The sequence below is a fragment of the Sinomonas sp. R1AF57 genome (genome assembly GCF_002224485.1).
In the GTDB taxonomy this organism is placed as follows: Bacteria; Actinomycetota; Actinomycetes; order Actinomycetales; family Micrococcaceae; genus Sinomonas; species Sinomonas flava.
Genome location: NZ_CP022463.1, coordinates 2,042,814 through 2,060,325 on the forward strand (window position 1 = coordinate 2,042,814; position 17,512 = coordinate 2,060,325).

The 17,512-nt window shown below is 72.0% G+C and carries 14 protein-coding genes; 6 read left to right on the forward strand and 8 right to left on the reverse strand.

Annotated features, from left to right (window positions below; genetic code table 11):
• Positions 1-13: 13 nt before the first annotated feature.
• From hpaE to CGQ25_RS09410, 4 genes are read left to right on the forward strand one after another with little or no spacing between them, the layout of a single operon-like run.
• The gene (gene hpaE, locus CGQ25_RS09395; protein ID WP_208709099.1) at positions 14-1,576 is read left to right on the forward strand and encodes a 5-carboxymethyl-2-hydroxymuconate semialdehyde dehydrogenase; all 1,563 of its coding nucleotides are present in this window, start codon (positions 14-16) and stop codon (positions 1,574-1,576) included.
• Between the two features lie 47 nt (positions 1,577-1,623).
• A complete protein-coding gene (hpaD, locus tag CGQ25_RS09400; RefSeq protein ID WP_208709101.1) occupies positions 1,624-2,790 on the forward strand; it encodes a 3,4-dihydroxyphenylacetate 2,3-dioxygenase in 1,167 nt (388 codons plus the stop codon).
• Positions 2,791-2,793: 3 nt separating this feature from the next.
• Positions 2,794-3,579: a 2-oxo-hept-4-ene-1,7-dioate hydratase gene (gene hpaH / locus CGQ25_RS09405; RefSeq protein WP_208709103.1), complete on the forward strand. Its 786-nt coding sequence runs from the start codon at positions 2,794-2,796 to the stop codon at positions 3,577-3,579.
• A complete protein-coding gene (locus CGQ25_RS09410; protein WP_208709105.1) occupies positions 3,564-4,424 on the forward strand; it encodes an HpcH/HpaI aldolase/citrate lyase family protein in 861 nt (286 codons plus the stop codon). Before hpaH ends, CGQ25_RS09410 begins: the two co-directional genes overlap by 16 nt.
• Here CGQ25_RS09410 and CGQ25_RS09415 read toward each other — a convergent pair.
• Complete coding sequence (locus CGQ25_RS09415; RefSeq protein ID WP_208709107.1) at positions 4,418-5,068, reverse strand: DUF1992 domain-containing protein; 651 nt, start codon at positions 5,066-5,068, stop codon at positions 4,418-4,420. The two genes, CGQ25_RS09410 and CGQ25_RS09415, sit on opposite strands and share 7 nt — an antisense overlap.
• 83 nt (positions 5,069-5,151) lie before the next feature.
• On the opposite strand from CGQ25_RS09415, the gene CGQ25_RS09420 reads away from it, so the two are divergent.
• Positions 5,152-6,189 carry an alpha/beta hydrolase gene (locus CGQ25_RS09420; protein ID WP_208709109.1) on the forward strand — a complete coding sequence of 346 codons (1,038 nt, stop codon included), beginning with the start codon at positions 5,152-5,154 and terminating at the stop codon, positions 6,187-6,189.
• On the opposite strand, the gene CGQ25_RS09425 is transcribed toward CGQ25_RS09420, so the two are convergent.
• The 4 genes from CGQ25_RS09425 to CGQ25_RS09440 form a co-directional block, all read right to left on the reverse strand.
• Complete coding sequence (locus CGQ25_RS09425) at positions 6,186-7,094, reverse strand: alpha/beta fold hydrolase (protein WP_369802209.1); 909 nt, start codon at positions 7,092-7,094, stop codon at positions 6,186-6,188. The genes CGQ25_RS09420 and CGQ25_RS09425 overlap by 4 nt on opposite strands.
• Positions 7,095-7,186: 92 nt before the next feature.
• Positions 7,187-8,551 (reverse strand): MFS transporter, encoded by a 1,365-nt coding sequence (locus CGQ25_RS09430; RefSeq protein WP_208709111.1) that lies wholly within the window; start codon positions 8,549-8,551, stop codon positions 7,187-7,189.
• A 241-nt stretch (positions 8,552-8,792) separates the two neighbouring features.
• Positions 8,793-10,244 carry a 4-hydroxyphenylacetate 3-monooxygenase, oxygenase component gene (hpaB, locus tag CGQ25_RS09435; RefSeq protein WP_208709113.1) on the reverse strand — a complete coding sequence of 484 codons (1,452 nt, stop codon included), beginning with the start codon at positions 10,242-10,244 and terminating at the stop codon, positions 8,793-8,795.
• A gap of 87 nt (positions 10,245-10,331) precedes the next feature.
• A complete protein-coding gene (locus CGQ25_RS09440; protein ID WP_208709115.1) occupies positions 10,332-10,826 on the reverse strand; it encodes a flavin reductase family protein in 495 nt (164 codons plus the stop codon).
• Between the two features lie 188 nt (positions 10,827-11,014).
• On the opposite strand from CGQ25_RS09440, the gene CGQ25_RS09445 reads away from it, so the two are divergent.
• Positions 11,015-11,728, forward strand: a complete 714-nt coding sequence (locus CGQ25_RS09445) for an IclR family transcriptional regulator (RefSeq protein WP_208709117.1) — start codon at positions 11,015-11,017, stop codon at positions 11,726-11,728.
• 47 nt (positions 11,729-11,775) lie between these two features.
• On the opposite strand, the gene CGQ25_RS09450 is transcribed toward CGQ25_RS09445, so the two are convergent.
• The 3 genes from CGQ25_RS09450 to CGQ25_RS09460 all read right to left on the reverse strand — a co-directional run bounded on the left by CGQ25_RS09450 (position 11,776) and on the right by CGQ25_RS09460 (position 17,448).
• Positions 11,776-13,011 (reverse strand): MFS transporter, encoded by a 1,236-nt coding sequence (locus CGQ25_RS09450; protein WP_208709119.1) that lies wholly within the window; start codon positions 13,009-13,011, stop codon positions 11,776-11,778.
• Positions 13,012-13,114: 103 nt separating this feature from the next.
• Positions 13,115-16,288 (reverse strand): AAA family ATPase, encoded by a 3,174-nt coding sequence (locus tag CGQ25_RS09455; protein WP_208709121.1) that lies wholly within the window; start codon positions 16,286-16,288, stop codon positions 13,115-13,117.
• Complete coding sequence (locus CGQ25_RS09460) at positions 16,285-17,448, reverse strand: exonuclease SbcCD subunit D (RefSeq protein ID WP_208709123.1); 1,164 nt, start codon at positions 17,446-17,448, stop codon at positions 16,285-16,287. Before CGQ25_RS09460 ends, CGQ25_RS09455 begins: the two co-directional genes overlap by 4 nt.
• Positions 17,449-17,512: the final 64 nt, after the last annotated feature.

The following is a 17,512-nucleotide window of genomic DNA, read 5'->3' on the forward strand; positions in this document are numbered from 1 at the left end:
AAGGATCTGCACCATGAACGATCGCCACGTCCCCGACAACCTCCCCGAGCGCATCCAGCACTACATCGACGGCCAGTTCGTCGACTCCGTGGACGGCGACACCTTCGACGTCCTCGAGCCCGTCTCCAACGAGGTCTACGTCAAGGCCGCCGCGGGCAAGAAGGCGGACATCGAGCTCGCCGTCGCCGCCGCCAAGCGCGCCTTCGACGAGGGCCCCTGGCCGAAGATGCTCCCCCGCGAGCGCTCCCGGGTGCTGCACCGGATCGCGGACATCGTCGAGTCCCGCGACGCACGCCTCGCCGAGCTCGAGTCCTTCGACTCGGGCCTGCCGATCACGCAGGCGCTGGGCCAGGCCCGCCGGGCCGCCGAGAACTTCCGCTTCTTCGCGGACCTGATCGTGGCCCAGGCCGACGACACCTTCAAGGTCCCCGGCCGCCAGATCAACTACGTCAACCGCAAGCCGATCGGCGTTGCGGGCCTCATCACGCCATGGAACACCCCGTTCATGCTCGAGTCGTGGAAGCTCGGCCCGGCGCTGGCCACCGGCAACACCGTGGTGCTCAAGCCCGCCGAGTTCACCCCCCTCTCGGCGTCCCTGTGGGCCGGGATCTTCGAGGAGGCGGGCCTGCCGAAGGGCGTGTTCAACCTCGTCAACGGCCTCGGCGAGGACGCCGGCGACGCCCTCGTGAAGCACCCCGACGTTCCCCTCATCTCGTTCACCGGCGAGAGCCGGACGGGCCAGATCATCTTCGGCAACGCCGCACCGTTCCTCAAGGGCCTGTCCATGGAGCTCGGCGGCAAGAGCCCGGCGATCGTGTTCGCCGACGCCGATCTGGACGCCGCGATCGACGCAACCATCTTCGGCGTGTTCTCCCTCAACGGCGAGCGCTGCACGGCGGGCTCCCGCATCCTCGTCCAGCGCGACGTCTACGACGAGTTCGTCGAGCGGTACGCCGCGCAGGCCAAGCGCGTCAAGGTCGGCTACCCGCACGACGCCGCCACGGAGGTTGGGGCGCTCGTGCACCCCGAGCACTTCGAGAAGGTCATGTCCTACGTCGAGATCGGCAAGGAGGAGGGCCGCCTCGTCGCCGGCGGCGGCCGGCCGGAGGGCTTCGAGTTCGGCAACTTCGTCGCCCCGACCGTGTTCGCCGACGTCAAGCCGGACGCCCGCATCTTCCAGGAGGAGATCTTCGGCCCCGTCGTGGCGATCACGCCATTCGACTCGGACGAGGAGGCGCTCTCGCTGGCCAACAACACCAAGTACGGCCTGGCCGCGTACGTGTGGACGAACGACCTCAAGCGGGCCCACAACTTCGCGCAGAACATCGAGGCCGGCATGGTCTGGCTCAACTCGAACAACGTGCGCGACCTGCGCACCCCGTTCGGCGGCGTGAAGGCATCGGGCCTCGGCCACGAGGGCGGCTACCGCTCGATCGACTTCTACACCGACCAGCAGGCGGTGCACATCACCCTCGGGAAGGTGCACAACCCGACCTTCGGCAAGCAGGACCCTGCCGCGGACGCGAACCCGGAGGTCAACACCGAGACCGACCTCGATGACCCCGATCCCCGCTGACCACCACCAGCCACCGACCCACCCTGAAGGAAAGCAAGGACGCTGCCATGACCAACCGTGACGACATGACCCTCACCTCCTCGGGCTTCTACGTCTCCCAGGAAGCTCCGATCCGCGCCGACAACCCCGTCCCGACACCCTCGGTCCCGGCGCCGGACATCCTGCGCTGCGCGTACATGGAGCTCGTCGTGACCGACCTGAAGCGGTCCCGTGACTTCTACGTCGAGGTGCTCGGACTGACCGTCACGGAGGAGGACGGGGACGCCGTCTACCTGCGCTCGCTCGAGGAGTTCATCCACCACAACCTCGTGCTGCGCCAGGGCCCTGTCGCCGCCGTGGCCGCCTTCTCCTACCGCGTGCGCACCCCGGAGGACCTGGACCGCGCTGTGGCGTTCTACAGCGAGCTCGGCTGCCGTGTGGAGCGCCGTGCGGAGGGCTTCACCAAGGGCATCGGCGACTCCGTGCGCGTGACGGACCCGCTGGGCTTCCCGTACGAGTTCTTCCACGACGTCGAGCATGTCGAGCGGCTCGCGTGGCGCTACGACCTGTACACCCCCGGCGCCCTCGTCCGCCTCGACCACTTCAACCAGGTCACTCCAGACGTCCCGCGCGCCACCAAGTTCATGCAGGACCTCGGCTTCCGCGTCACGGAGGACATCCAGGACCAGGACGGCACCGTCTACGCCGCCTGGATGCGCCGCAAGCCGACGGTCCACGACACCGCCATGACGGGCGGCAACGGCCCGCGCATGCACCACGTCGCCTTCTCGACCCACGAGAAGCACAACATCCTCGCGATCTGCGACAAGCTCGGCGCCCTGCGCATGTCCGACGCGATCGAGCGCGGCCCCGGCCGCCACGGCGTCTCCAACGCGTTCTACCTGTACCTTCGCGACCCGGACGGCCACCGCGTGGAGATCTACACGCAGGACTACTACACGGGCGACCCGGACAACCCCGTGGTCACCTGGGACGTCCACGACAACCAGCGCCGCGACTGGTGGGGCAACCCGGTCGTGCCGTCCTGGTACACCGAGGCGTCGCTCGTGCTCGACCTCGACGGGAACCCGCAGCCCGTCGTCGAGCGCACCGACTCCTCCGAGATGGAGGTGACGATCGGCGCGGACGGCTTCTCCTACACGCGCGCCGACGACGAGGCCGGCTCCTACCGCGGGCAGGCCTCGAAGGGCTTCAAGATCGGCAACCAGCTCTAAGCCATGCTGAACGAGGAGACGATTGCGGCAATTGCCGACGAGCTGGTGGAGGCTGGGCGCACACGCACGCCGGTGCCCCTCCTCCACACGCGCTACGAGGGCATGGACGTCGAGGACTCGTACGCCGTCCAGAAGCTCTGGGCCAGCCGCCTCGAGGCCGAGGGGCGGCGGGTCGCCGGTCGCAAGATCGGCCTGACGTCCAAGGCCATGCAGGCGGCCACAGGCATCACCGAGCCGGACTACGGCGTCATCTTCGACGACCAGGTCCTCGAGAACGGTGCGGTGGTCGAGTGGAAGCGCTACACCCACCCGCGCATCGAGGTCGAGCTCGCGTTCCGCCTGGGCCGGGATCTCAAGGGGCCGGGGGTGACGCTGTTCGACGTGCTCGACGCGACGGACTACGTGATCCCGGCCCTCGAGATCCTCGACTCGCGGATCGAGATGGAAGGCCGAACCATCGTGGACACCATCTCGGACAACGCTGCGCTGGGCGCCATGGTCGTGGGCGGCCGCCCGGTGCGGCCGCACGACGTGGACCTGCGCTGGGTGTCCTCCCTCCTGTACCGCAACCAGGAGATCGTGGAGACGGGCGTCGCCGCCGGCGTCCTCAACCACCCCGCAACCGGCGTCGCATGGCTCGCGGACAAGCTCGCTCAGCATGGGCAGGACCTGCGCGCAGGCGATCTCATCCTCGCGGGGTCGTTCACGCGGCCCATGTGGGTCTACGAGGGCGACACGGTCTATGCCGACTACGGGCCTCTGGGGACGGTGACATGCCGTTTCGTCTAGAGCCCGAGCGGACGTTCCGCCACGCCCTCGCCGCCGGCGCCGAGGATGGGGCCAAGGGTGGGGCCGAATCCGGCGGGGGCGCCAAGATCGGACTGTGGGTGTGCTCGGGCAGCCCGCTCGTGGCCGAGATCATGGCTGGCTCGGGGGCAGACTGGCTCCTGATCGACACCGAGCACAGCCCGAACTCGCTCGAGTCCGTCCTCGCCCAGCTCCACGCCGTGCACGGCTACCCCGTGCTCCCCATGGTGCGCCTGCCGTGGAACGACGTGGTGCTCATCAAGCAGTACCTCGACCTCGGGGCCCAGAACCTGCTGATCCCCATGGTGAACGACGCCGAGCAGGCCCAGGCCGCAGTGGCGGCCGTGCGGTACCCGCCGCACGGCGTGCGGGGCGTGGGTTCGGCGCTCGCCCGCGCCGCACGGTGGAACCGGATCCCGGACTACCTTGCCCGAGCGGACGAGACCATCTCCCTCGCCGTCCAGATCGAGACGGCCGAGGCCGTGGCGAACGTGGAGGAGATCCTCGCGGTCGACGGGGTCGACGCGATCTTCATCGGGCCCTCCGACCTCGCCGCCTCGATGGGGCACCTCGGCCAGCAGGAGCACCCCGAGGTGCGCGCCGCCGTCGAACGCTGCCTCGCGGCGGCGTCCGCCGCGGGCAAGCCGGCGGGGGTGAACGCGTTCGTCGAGGCGACCGCCCGGCACTACATCGAGCACGGTGCGCGGTTCGTGCTCGTGGGTGCGGATGTGGCGATCCTCGCCCGCTCGAGTGAGGAGCTCTCCGCCCGGTTCGCGGCACCGTCCGCGGCGCAGGCGGACGACGGCGGTCGGCCGGCCAGCTACTGATGCGGGCGGTCGCCCCGCTCACCCCGGCGCCTCCACCACGGCCGCCGCTCCACCGGGGCGGCGGCCTCGGCGTCCCTGGCCGCCCTCGCCGCCGCCTCGGCACGCCGCGCGTGCCACCGGCGGACCTCGCCCTCGGTGTCGCGGGTCTTCGTGATGACCGGCGGCCCTCCCAAGAGCTGGCGGCGTGCCTCGATGATGCGGCGGTTGAAGGAGTCGACGGCGTCGCGGACCTGCTGCTCGGTGTGCAGGGCGTCGAGGGTGTCGTCCAGGCGTTCGTCCTCGACCCGCAGGACGAGCGCCTCGGGCCCGATCCCGGTGAGCTGCTCGCGCTCGATGAGGCCCTTGAGCCACCAGTCGGGGTCGTTCACGTTGTCCAGGTTCGGGATGGGCTTGCCGGCGTACTTCAGGTGGTCGAACTCTCCGCGCGCGATGGCGTCGCGGACCAGGTAGTCGGCGCGGCGCGCAGAATCGACCTCGCGCCGCTTCCGGTTGAGCTCCTCCTCGCGCGCGAGCTCCTCGGCCTCCTCGGGGGACTGTGCGACTCCCCCCGCCCGGATCTCGGCCGCGCGCTCGAGCCGGCGCCGCAGCTCCTCGTCGCGTCTGCTCGCCACGGCCTGCCTCCCATCACGCGTGTGTCGTCGCATCCACCGTAGGACGTGACGGCACCCGCGCGCAGCCCCGGGTCGGGGCTTCTCTGTCGTCGCATCTTCCGGGCTAGCATCGTCACATGGCTGCGGAGAGCGGGCGGGGCACGACGGCGGAGTGGTCGCCGGACGTGCTGGGATCGGGCTTCGAGCAGCGCGTCCTCGCCCCGGACGGGGCCCCGCCGTCGACCCTCGTGCGCTACCGGGGCTCGTCAAGGCGCTGGTGGCGCAGGCCCGCCGTGGGGACCGACGTGCTCTACGTGCACGGGTGGAGCGACTACTTCTTCCAGCGCCCGCTCGCCGAGTTCTGGCACCGTGCGGGAGCCCGGTTCCACGCCCTGGACCTCCACGGGTTCGGCCGGAGCCTCGCACCGGGCCAGGTGCCGGGCGAGGTGGCAAGCCTCAATGAGTACGACCCGGACATCGAGGCGGCCCTGGCCGTGATGGGGCACGGCCGCGACGCCGCGGACGAGCGCCGCCGCCTCCTGGTGCTGGGCCATTCGACGGGCGGGCTCATCCTGAGCCTCTGGGCAGCGAGGAACGCGTCCCGTGTCGACGCGGTGGTGCTCAACAGCCCGTGGCTCGAGTTCCAGGCCTCGGAGATGGCGCGCCGGGCCATGGCACCGCTCCTCGGGGCCAGGGCGCGCTTCTTCCCCCACGTGCCGCTGCCCGGGATCGACCCGGGGCACTACGCGCGGACCGTCTCCGCCGAGCACGACGGCGAGTGGGTGTACAACGCGGCCTGGCGTCCGGAGAAGGCCTTCGCCCTGCCGCCGGCCTTCCTGGGCGCGGTGTTCGCGGGCCAGGAGCGCATTGCACGCGGGCTGGGGCTCGGGCTCCCCGTGCTCGTGCTGCTCTCCGACCGCAGCTACCTGCTCCCGCAGTGGTCGCCGGACGCGGCGGCCGCGGATGTCGCGATCAATGTCGACGCCGTGGCGCACCGCGCGCTCTCCCTCGGCGAGAACGTCACGGTGGTGAGGATCCGCGGTGCGCTGCACGACGTCTTCCTCTCCCCCGCCGAGGTCCGGCGCCGCGCCTACGCCCGCATGGCGGCGTGGACGGCGGGAGCGCTGCGGCTCGGCGGGCCGGAGGCATGGGCCGAGCGCGTGGACGGGCTCTAGGCCGGCACCGCCCGCAGGAACGGGACGAGCTCCTCCAGGACGGGGCCCGCAGGCGCGAGCGTCCCGGCGTGCGTCCTGCCCTCCAGCTCCACGAACCGGGCGTTCGGCATGAGCGCGGCGGCGCGCCGCGAGTCGGCGAGCCGCTGCGGGTCCCGGGTCCCGGCCATCAGCAGAGCCGGGACGGCCAGCTGGGCGACCACGGCTTCCGGGAGCCCCGGATCGTCCTCGGTGCCGGTGAAGCAGGCGGCGAGCGCGGCGGGATCGTTGGCGAGGAACGCCTGGCGCGTGGAGGGGTCGAGGGCCTTCCCCGCGGACTCGAGGCCGTCGACGAAGGCCTCGATCCGTCCGGTCTGCAGCGCCTCGAGGTAGCCCGGGAAGAAGACCTTGGCCACTTCGCCGCGCTGGGGGCGGTAGGTGCCGCCGAGCACCGTGAGCGAGGCGACCCGTGCCGGCGCGGCCACCGCGAGCGAGAAGGCCACGCGCGAACCCAGGGAGTAGCCGACCACGTGGGCTCGCTCGATGCGCTCGGCGTCGAGCACGGCGAGGACGTCCCCGACGTGGCGGGACATGCGGTAGGCACCCGCCTCGTCGGGCTTGTCGCTGCGGCCGTGCCCCCGGAGGTCGACGCGGACCACGCGGAAGCCCTCGAGGGCCCTGACGTAGCCGAGCCCGCGCCAGATGGCGCGCGAGAGGGCCGAGCCGTGGAGGAGGACGACGGCGGCCCCTCCCCCGCGGCGTCGTACGAGATCGCGGTGCCGTCGTCGGGATTCAGGGCGGTCGTCACCGGGACACCCTACCGCCCGGCAGCGCGGGGCGGCGGCGGACTGTGGCGGCCGTCTCAGGTGACAGCGCCGGCGGCGCCGCCGGCAGGAGCTACCACAGCGGACGGCGGCCCTCCCCGGCAAGGGGAGGACCGCCGTCGTGCGTTGCGGGTGCGCTCAGGCACACCGTCCGCGGCCGTCAGGCCGGCGCACGGTCAGCGCGCGCCGGCGCACGGTCAGCGCGCGGCCTCCGGGTGCTCGCGCACGTACTCGGCGTGGGCTTCGGCAACGTGAAGGTCGACGCCCTTGGTCTCCTTGACCATCGAGACCGCCACCAGCGAGATGACCGCGGCGATGGCGATGTAGAGGCCGATCGTCCAGGACGCCTTGAACTCGTTCATGAGCATCTCGGCGATCATCGGGGCGAACGCGCCGCCGAGGATCGCGCCGAGCGCGTAGCCGATCGAGACGCCCGAGTAGCGGACCTTCGCGGGGAACATCTCCGCGTAGAGGGCCGACTGCGGGCCGTAGGAGAGGCCCAGGCCGAGCGTCATGACGAACAGGGCCACGAAGTACCAGACAATGTCCTTGGTGTCGATGAGGAACCACATCGGGATCGCCCACAGGGCCAGGAACGCGTAGCCGATCTGGAAGGTGCGGACGCGGCCGAGGCGGTCAGAGAGCATGCCGCCCCACAGCGTGAAGACCAGCCAGCCGAAGGACGCGAGCGTCGTGGCCAGCAGGACCGTCGGCCGGTCCATCTTGAGGGCGCTCACCGCGTAGGTCGAGAAGTAGGCGATGAGCAGGTAGCCGGCCGCGTTGTTGGCGATGAAGATGAGCGCTGTGAGGGCGACTTCCTTGAAGTTGTAGCGGAAGAGCTGTCCGAGCGGCGCGGAGGACTCCTTCTGGCGCTCCTGGAGCTGCTTGAAGACCGGGCTCTCCTCGACGGCGCGGCGGATCATGTAGCCGACCACGATGAGGACGATCGAGAGCAGGAACGGGATGCGCCAGCCCCACTCGTTGAACGCGGGCCCCATGACCGAGGTGAGGATCCACAGGGTGAACGTCGCGAGGATCATGCCGATCGGAACGCCGATCTGCGGGTAGGCGCCGAAGTAGCCGCGCTTGTTCACGGGTGCGTGCTCGACCGACATGAGCGCGGCACCGCCCCACTCGCCACCTGCGGAGAAGCCCTGGAGGACGCGCAGCAGGATGAGGAGGACCGGGGCGAGGATGCCCACCTGCGCGTACGTCGGCAGGACGCCGATGAGCGAGGTGGAGATGCCCATGAGGATGAGGGTGAAGACGAGCATCCTCTTGCGGCCCAGCCGGTCGCCGAGGTGGCCGGCCACGACCGCGCCGAGGGGGCGGAACAGGAAGGAGATGCCGATGGTTGCGAAGGCGATCACCTGGGAGAGACCCGGGTTCTCCTTCGCCACGGGCGCGAGGAACAGCGGGCCGAGCACGACGCCGGCCGCCTGGGCGTAGATGAAGAAGTCGTACCACTCGATGGTGGTGCCGACCAAGGTACCGGCCAGGACCCTGCGCTCTTCGCGGGTCATCCGCGAGCCGGGCTGGGCGGCGTTGACTGCCTGGGACATTCGAACTCCGTCGTTCTGGGTGCGGGGCCCTCGCGGGCCGGGGGTACCGACCGACCCGGCATCGGAGACTGGAGCCTCCGCCCCGATTTACTTACCGATTGGTCGGTCAATAAAGATGAGCATACATGATCTGTGAGGTGCAGCACACCCCCTTGGGGCCCGAGCAGGCGGGCAGCGACGAACGGTGGTCTTCGTGCGCCGGACGGCGCCGGCGCGCTCGGTCGTCCCGGCCAGTCGCCTCTCAATCGTCCCGGTGCAGGAGCTCCCGGACGCGTTCGCGCAGGGGCGCGCGGTCGTAGCTGTTCACGAGGGCGCCAGCCATCCGCACCGGGTCGCCGAAGAAGAAGTACTCGTACAGCGCCTGCCGGCCGGCGAAGCCGGTGATCGAGGCGTCGTAGGCGAGCTTGAAGAGGCGCATGCGCTCCGGCCCCGTCAGCGACTTGCCCTGGAGGTACATCTCGATGTCCTCGCGCGCCACCTCCAGGTCAGCCTCGCCGGGCAGTGCCATGAGGCCCGAGGCGCAGAACGTGCGGATGATCTCGGGGTAGCGCTGGGAGGCCTTGGGGTACCAGTTGCGGGCGGCGTTGAGCGTGGGCCAGTGGGGCAGCATCACACCGTCCACGGAGGGCTCGGCCTGGGCCTCGGACGCGACGATGAGGGCCTTGCCGATCTCCACGTTGCGGATGAGCTCGGCGAGGTCCTCCTGGATGTGCTGGAACCCCTCGATGCCGATCGTCGCCGCAATCTCGGAGGCGAGCCCAAGGAAGAACTCGCTCTTGGCGAGCGTGCGGGTCACCACCTGGTGGGTCATGAGGGCCGCCGCACCCGTGTCGGAGTACCACTGGTTGCACAGCTCGGGCCGGCCCAGCATGAAGACCCGCTCGTCGGGCACGAACACGTCGTCGAACACCACCACCGCATCCATCTCCTCGAACCGGCTCGCGAGCGGCTCGTCGTGGTGGCTGCCACCGTTGTGGAGCGAGGTGCGGCACAGGTAGCGCAGGCCGGGCGCGTCGTTCGGGACGGCGAACGCGAAGGAGTACGGGGCGTCCTCGGGGGTGCCGCGCAGGACCGTGGAGGGGAATACGAGCAGCTCGTCCGCGAGCGGGGCGATGGTCGCGAGCATGCGGGCCCCCCGGATAACCACCCCGTCGTCGCGCTCCTCGACCACCCTCGCGGCGAGCTGGCCGCCCAGTTGCTCAGAGCCCGAGACGGAGCGGTTGGCCTGCGGCGGAATGAGCGTGTGGGTGGCGAGCAGGTCACGCTCCCGGCACATCTCGTAGTAGGACTGGATACGCTCTCCGAATACGGGGTCGGCCTGGGAGAAGAAGGCCTTGGCCGCCGCGAGGGCCGTGAGCGAGGAGTTCATGTAGTCGCCCGTGCGTCCCAGGAAGCCGTTGGAGTACTCGGCCCAGACCTGCATGGCGGCGCGCCGCCTCGCGAGGTCCTCCTTCGTGCGGGGCACGAGAAACGAGGCGTTCACCCGGTCGCCGGTGCTGGGCGACGTGTAGGTGAGCTGCTCCTCGTAGCGCGGGTCGTGCTGCATGTCGAAGAGCTTCGCGTAGGTCCGGGCAACCCCGTGGAAGGCCGGATGCTCCGTGAGGTTCTCCGAGACCACCTCCCCGTCGATCGTCAGGTGCGGCCGCATCCCATTCAGCTTGTCCAGGAACTGCGCTCCCGTGCGGATTCCCATGGCAAGTGCTCCCGTCTGTGCTGGTGGTGGCCCGGGAGACCGGAGGGCGGCCCTCCCGAGAGGTGTGGCGCGCTGGGGTCGGTCGGCCTACAGCAGGTCCTCGACGCCCAGCTGGCTCTCGGGGAGGGTGGTGAAGCGGCCGCCCTGGAAGGCGAGCGCGTCCCCGGAGCGGTACCCGAAGTCGACGACCTCGCCGACATAGAGGGTGTGGTCGCCGCCGTCGTAGGCGGCCCACGGCGTGCACTCGAAGTACGCGAGCGGCCTCGAGAGCCGCGGCGCCGTCGGTCCCTCCACCCATACGGGCTCGACGCCGGGCCTCCCGGCGAAGTGGCGCGCGAGGGCCTCCTGCTCGGCGCCGAGGATGTTGACCGTGAAGGGGCGGCCGGCGAGTTCGTCGTGCGCCTTCGCACGCCGGGCGATGCTCACGAGAACGAGGGGAGGCTCGAGCGACACCGAGGTGAACGAGTTGACGGTGATGCCATGGCGCTTGGTGGGGCCGTCGAAGGTCACGATCGCGACGCCGGTTGCGAACCGGCCGAGGCTTCCCCGGAAATGGTGCGAGCGCGAGTGCCTGGTGCTCATGGTCGAAACCTCCGTCGTCCCGCCGCGGTCGCCGCGCCCGTCTGTGGGGATCCTTGCCGATCGGGGCGAAACGTTCGATAATCGAACTGATCGTGCTCATATCGAACAGTGTCACTGTAGGACAGTGGTGTCCCAGGACACAAGTACCCCCAGCTTCGTGCTGGGACACAGGAAACTAGGATGGTCCAATGCCTCGCACCGCCGCGGAGACCGGCCCGCACTCGCAGACGCTCTCCCGCGGGATCCGCGCCCTCGAGATCCTCGCGGACGCGCGGAGTCCCCTGACGATCGCCGAGCTCTCCACGGCCCTCGACGTGCATCGCTCCATCGCGTACCGGATCGTGCGGACGCTCGAGGACCACGCGCTCGTCACGCGGGACGACTCGGGCCGACTCCAGCCCGGGGCGGGCCTCGCCGTCCTGGCACGGGCGGTGTCGCGGGACCTCCAGACGGCGTCGCTCCCCGAGCTGGGGACCCTCGCGGCGGACCTGCGCATGACGGCGTTCGTCGCGGTCTGGGACCGGACCGACTGCATCACACTCGCCACGGTGGAGCCGCAGCACAACGGGGCGACGCTTGCGCAGCATCCCGGAACCCGCCACCCCTTGGACCGGGGAGGGCCTGGGATCGCGATCCAGTCGGCCATCGGACGGACGGACTGGGAGCAGCGGGTCCCCGGGGTCCCGTACCGGCCGGAGGCGGACGAGTCGCGCGCGCGGGGGTATGCGCTGAGCCACGACGAGGTGATCCCGGGGCTGTCCTCGGTGGCCGTCCCGCTGATCCTGCCGCACCACCGGCCCGCGGCCCTTGCCGTCGTGTACCTGGGCACCGGGATCGATCCTGAGCCGATCGGCGCGGCACTGAACGCCGCGGCTGAGAGGATCGCGCGCGCCGTCGGCTGAGCGGTGACGGCCCCGGGTCCTGGCTCGCCGCCGGCTCGGCGCGCTCCTCAGGAGCCGCCGCCCGCTCGCCGGGCCACGAGGACGACGACGCCGAGGGCCAGCAGCGCGCCTGCGGACGCCACGGGCACCGCGAACGCCGACGCCGCCCCGCCGCTCTCGGCCAGGGCGCCCGCGAGCGCCGCTCCGAGCGCGGTCCCTGCGACGATCCCGCTGGCGAGCGCCGTCATGACCGTCCCGACCCGCCCCGCAGGGGCCACCCTGCCGCCGATCCCGAAGACGGTGACCATGATCGGGCCCACGGGCACGCCCAGGAGAAGGAGCGCCGCCGTCATCGAGCCGAAGGTCTCCGGGGCGAAGAGCAGCAACGAGAACGCGAGCATTGCGCCCGCGGCCGCGACCCACCGCATCGGCAGGCCCAGCCTGGCCGGCCACGCAGCGACGCTCAGGGCGGCGACCGCCGAGGTCAGCCCCACCGCGGCATAGAGCAGCCCGCCGACCTCGGCGGCCCCGCGCTCGCCCGCGAAGGCGGTCAGCCCCGCCTGGGTGCTTCCGAAGAACGTGCCCATCGCCACCATGGCGGCCACGGGCACCAGGACGAGGAGCCAGGAGCGCGCCGACACGGGCGACGCCGCGGCGTGCGGCTGCGGATGGGCGGCGCGGGCTGTGGGATGGAGGGCGAACGCGGTCACGAATCCGAGCGTGAGGGCGGCCCCCACGACGAGCGGCACCCACGGGGCCACGAGTGCGGCGAGTGCTCCTACGACGGCGGGACCGAGCACGAACGTCAGCTCGTCGGCCGTGCCCTCGTAGGACAGGGCCGCATCCAGCTCGAGCGCCCGGCGCGGCCGGCCCTCAGTGAGCGCCATCCACCGCGCGCGGGCGAGCGGCCCGACCTGCGGCGTCGTGAGCCCCGCGGCGAGCGAGGCCGCCAGGACGCCCCAGGGAGCGCTCTCCCGGAGGCCCCCGTGCGGGTAGCTCGCCCCAACGAGGGCGAGCATGGCAGCGGCGTTGAGCAGGCCCGCGACGAGGACCACCCGGCGCTGCCCGCTCCTGTCGGCGAGCCAGCCGACTGCGGGCGCCCCGACGGCGGAGCCGAGGCCGACGGCCCCGGCGGCAAGTCCGCCGAGCGCGTACGAGCCCGAGGCCACCGATGCGAGCGTCAGGGCGCCGATGGTCAGCATGGCGAGTGGCAGCCGCGCCATCAGCGCCACCGGGATGAAGGCAGGGCCGGCCAGAGCCGGCAGGGCGGCATAGCGGGCAAGGATCGAGACACGGATCGGCATGGAGCACACCTGTTGGACGTGCGCGGCGTCCCCGCCACCCGCCGCGCCTGACCCGGTAGCCCTCACATCCTAGCGCGGGCCCCGCGGCCCGACGGCTGGCTCGTCAGAGCTCCTCCGCCGTCCCCACGACCGAGAGGCTCGACCCGCTCCGGCCCTTGGCAACGCGGATCTGGGCGGCGATCCGCTGCTTGAGCTCGGGGACGTGGCTCACGAGCCCGACGACTCGGCCGCCCGCCCTGAGCCCCTCGATGGAATCCATGACCTGCTCGAGAGCCTGCTCGTCGAGGCTTCCGAACCCCTCGTCGACGAAGAGCGTCTCGATGTCTATGCCGCCGGCCTCCTGCTGGACGACGTCTGCGAGCCCCAGGGCGAGGGCGAGGGACGCCATGAAGGACTCCCCTCCGGACAGGGTCGACGGGTCCCGCCGCTGCCCCGTCCACCCGTCGACGACCTCGAGCCCGAGGCCCGACGCGGCGCCGCGCGCCGCGAGCGCGTCACTGTGCTCGAGGCTGAAGCGCCCGTCGCTCATGGTGGCCAGCCGCTCGGTGGCTGCCGCTGCCACCTGTTCGAGCCGCGCGGCCAGGACGTAGGTGTGCAGGGACATCCGCAGAGTGTTCTCGCCCTGCCCGCGGAGCGTGCGGGCCAGACCGCCGAGCATGTCGGCGCGGTCCCTGTGCCGTGCGAGGGCCGGAACGAGGTCCTCGAACGCTGCGAGGAGCCTCGCGCACCGGTCTCCAGACGCCTCGGCACGGTCGGCGGCGCGGGTCGCTGCCTCGAAGCGGGCCTCGGCAGCGGCCGCCGCAGCCCGGCAGGCATCAAGCTGCTCGCGGGTGGCGGCGCGGCCCTCGGACTCCTCGCGGACCGCACGGTTCACCGCGGCCGAGGCGAAGAGGCCCGCGAGGTGGTCGTGTTCGGCCTCGTGCGCGCGGATGGCCTCTTCGAGCGCTCGGGCGTGCGCGGCGGGCAGCAGCGCGGCGCGGGCCGCCGCCTCGTCGGGGAAGGAGGAATCGGCGAGTGCGGAGTGGAGCCGCTCGAGTGCACGGCCCCTCGCCTGCTCGGCCTGCTCATGGCGGACCAGCGAGTGTTCGAGCGCATCGAGCGTCCTGGCCCTGGCGGCGACGTCGGCCTGCCGCGCCGCAAGCGTCGCATGGCCTCCTCGCCATTCCTGCACGTCGGCGCGGAGCCGGCGCACCTGGGCCCCGAGGAGTTCCATCGCCTCCTCCGCACGGGCGTGCTGGGTCCGCGCGCCGTCAAGCGCGTCGTGGGCCGCGGCACGCCGGACGGCAAGGTCGGCGAGACGTGCTTCGGCCGTGGCGCGCGCTGCCTCGGCCTCGGCCGCGGCCTCGACCCTTCCGATGCACTCCCCGAGGACCCGTGCCGCCTTGTCGGGGTCGGTGGCCCCTCCCCTAGCGTCCACCCCCGCGAGCAGTGCGCGGGCTTCGGCGAGTGCCTCACGGGCACGCCGTTCATCCTCGGCCGCGAGTTCCGCGGCATCGGCCGCCGACCGCTCGGCGTCGACGAGCTTGAGGGGGTCCTCGGCGCCTCTCGCGGGCGCCGGGTGGTCGGTGGACCCGCACACGGGACACGCACCGCCGTCATCCAGCTGGGCGGCCAGCTCGGCCGCCGTGTGGTTGAGCCGCCTCTCGCGCAGTGCGAGCCACTCCTCCTTCGCGTCGAGCGCCGCAGAACGCGCACGCCCGTGCTCTCCCTCGGCGGCGCCGAGGCGCCTCGTCGCCTCCGCGTGCTCTTCGACAGCGCGCACGACGGCGCGCGCGGCCTCTTCCTCGAATCTGGCGACGGCGAGGCCGGCCGCGAGCGGCTCGAGCCGGGTACGCTCCGCCTCCAGCTCGTCGAGCTCGGCCGCCAGCCGCGCGAGGGCAGCCTGCGCCCGACCTGCCTCGGCGTCCAGCCCCGATCGTTCTGTCCCGGCGCGGGCGAGGCGGACCTCGAGTCCGGCCAGCTCCCCTTCGGCGGGGACCCTCTCGGCAAGCACTGCCGCCTCTGACGCCGCAGCCGCGGCCGCAGCCCGCACGGCGGCGACGGATGGAAGCGCCTTCGCCGCATAGTCGGGCGCCGACGCTGGCCCGGACCCGGCGGTCTGCGGCGTCGAGGCCGGGCTGGACTCCGCGTCCGCAGCCGCCTCACCCGCCCATCCGGCGGCGTGGGCAGCCTCAAGTGCCGCGGCAGCCTCCTCGAGCGCCCGCTGCGACTCGGCGGCGGTCTCATCGGCGTCGGTGAACAGGGCCGCGAGCTGCGCTGCGGCTCGGTGGCCCGAGTGGGCCGCGAGGCGGGCCTCCTGCCCGGCGGCGTCGGCCTCCCACTCGTCCCGGCGCTGCCTCGCCACGGCGAGTTCCGCCGCGTCCTCGAGCGATCTCTCGGCCTCGCCGACCTGCCGGCGGGCGAGCTCACGGGCAGCCTTCGCCTCCTCGGCCTCGGCCGCGGCTTCCCGTCGCCGCTCCGCCAACGCATGTCGGGCCCAGGCGAAGCGCCCCAGCGCGCTCCCGGTGTCGAGAGCAGCTCCGGCGCCGGGTGCGAATCCTGCCGAGGAGAGGCCAGCGGTTCCCCCGGAAACCGGCGTGCCGTCGGACGCCTGGACGATGCCGGCGGCCTCGGCCTCCGCCTCCAGCTGGGAGAGGATCCCGGCGGCGTCCCGTTCGGCCGATTCGGCCGCCGAACGTGCCTGCTGCGCGAGGAGGGCGGCCTCGGCTTCGACGTCCGCGAACTTCCCGGTGCCGAAGAGCTTCTCGAGCAGTTCGACCCGCTCCGAGGCCTTGGACCGCAGGAACGAGGCGAACTCGCCCTGGGGAAGCAGCACGACGCGCGTGAACTGTTCCCTGGCCATCCCCAGCACCTCACCCAGGAGCGCTCCCGCCTCGTCGTTTCGGGCGGTCAGGGCATGCCATTCTCCGTCGACGCGCTCCCTCAGGTGGGTGGATGCCTTCTGGACCGACCATCCGCTCGACGCGCGTGCACTGGGCTTGGACCACTCCGGGGTCCGGCGGACCTCGAACCGCCGGCCCTGCGCCGTGAACTCGAGCAGGACCGAAGGCTCGGCGTCCGCTGCTGCGTGGTGGCTCTTGATCGCCTTGCTGCCGAGACGGGCCCCGGGAAGGCTGCCGTACAGGGCAAAGCACACGGCATCGAGGACGCTCGTCTTGCCCGCGCCGGTCGGCCCATTGAGCAGGAAGATGCCCTGGGCCGCGAGCGCGTCGAAGTCGATGGCCTCCCGCTGGGCGAACGGCCCGAACGCTGTGACCTCGAGGCGGTGAATCCTCACGACGACACCTCGGCCAGCCGGACAGCCTCGAGGATCTCGTCGAGCGCGGCGGCTTCGTCCTCGCTCGGGCCCCGCTGGCGGACGTGGTCGAGGAAGCCGCAGCAGACGCCGAGATCGGAGGTCGCCGCGGCGAGCTTCGAGCTGTAGCTCGCCTCCTCGCGCCGCGTGCCTCCCTCCGGCTCGAACGCCAGCCCGACCGTGAGCGGAAACCGTTCGCGCAGGCGCTCCATCGCCCGCGCGGGCCGCTCGGCGTCAGTCAAGGTCACGTGGCAGTACGCATCCTCGGCATGGCCGTGCTCGGTGCCTGAGAGCAGGTCGTCGAGGGCACCGCGCAGCACCGCCAGCCGATGCCTGGTGGGCCAGCCCACCGGTTCCACGCCCTCTATCCCGGCCGGCCCGACGTCGAGCATCCAGCCGCCCTTGGCCTGCCTTGCCTCCGAGAAGGAGTAGGCCAGCGGCGAACCCGAGTACCGGATGGAGGGCGAGAGCTCCTGCCGCCCGTGCAGGTGGCCCAGGGCAACGTAGTCGAAGCCGTCGAACGCGGCGAGCGGCACGACGTCGAGGCCGCCGACGGAGAGGGCCCGCTCGCTGTCCGACGCAGCCCCGCCGCCGGCGAAGGTGTGCGCCATGACGACGGAGTGGACAGTGCCGGCGGCCCGCCGTTCGGCGAGATCCGCGCGGACGAGGGAGAGCGCGGCCTCGGTCACCGACCCGTGCGTGGGCGATGCGACGCCGAGGGACTCGGCGACGAGGCGCGGCTCGAGGTACGGCAGCGCGTAGACGGCGACCCGGGCGCCCCCCGCAAGCGGGAGCAGGACCGGTGAGCCGATCTGCGCGACTCGGGTCCGCAGGTGCACGCCGCCCCGCTCGAGCAGGCTCGCGGCGAAGCCCAGACGCACCGCGGAATCATGGTTGCCGCTGCTGATGACCACCTGGGCGCCGGCCTCCGTGAGCCGCACGAGGGTACGGTCGAGGAGGTCCACGACGTCGACCGCCGGCAGGGCGCGGTCGTAGACATCGCCCGCGACGAGCACCGCTTCGACGCGCTCCTGGACGACGGTCGCCACGAGGCCGTCGAGCCACTCTGCCTGCGCCGCGAGCATGCCGACCCCGTGGAACGATCGGCCCAGATGCCAGTCCGAGGTGTGCAGGATCTTCATGGACGGGACGCTATCGGGTGGCTCCGACATTTCTCGACGCGCCCCGCCCTGCACGCGTGGGCCG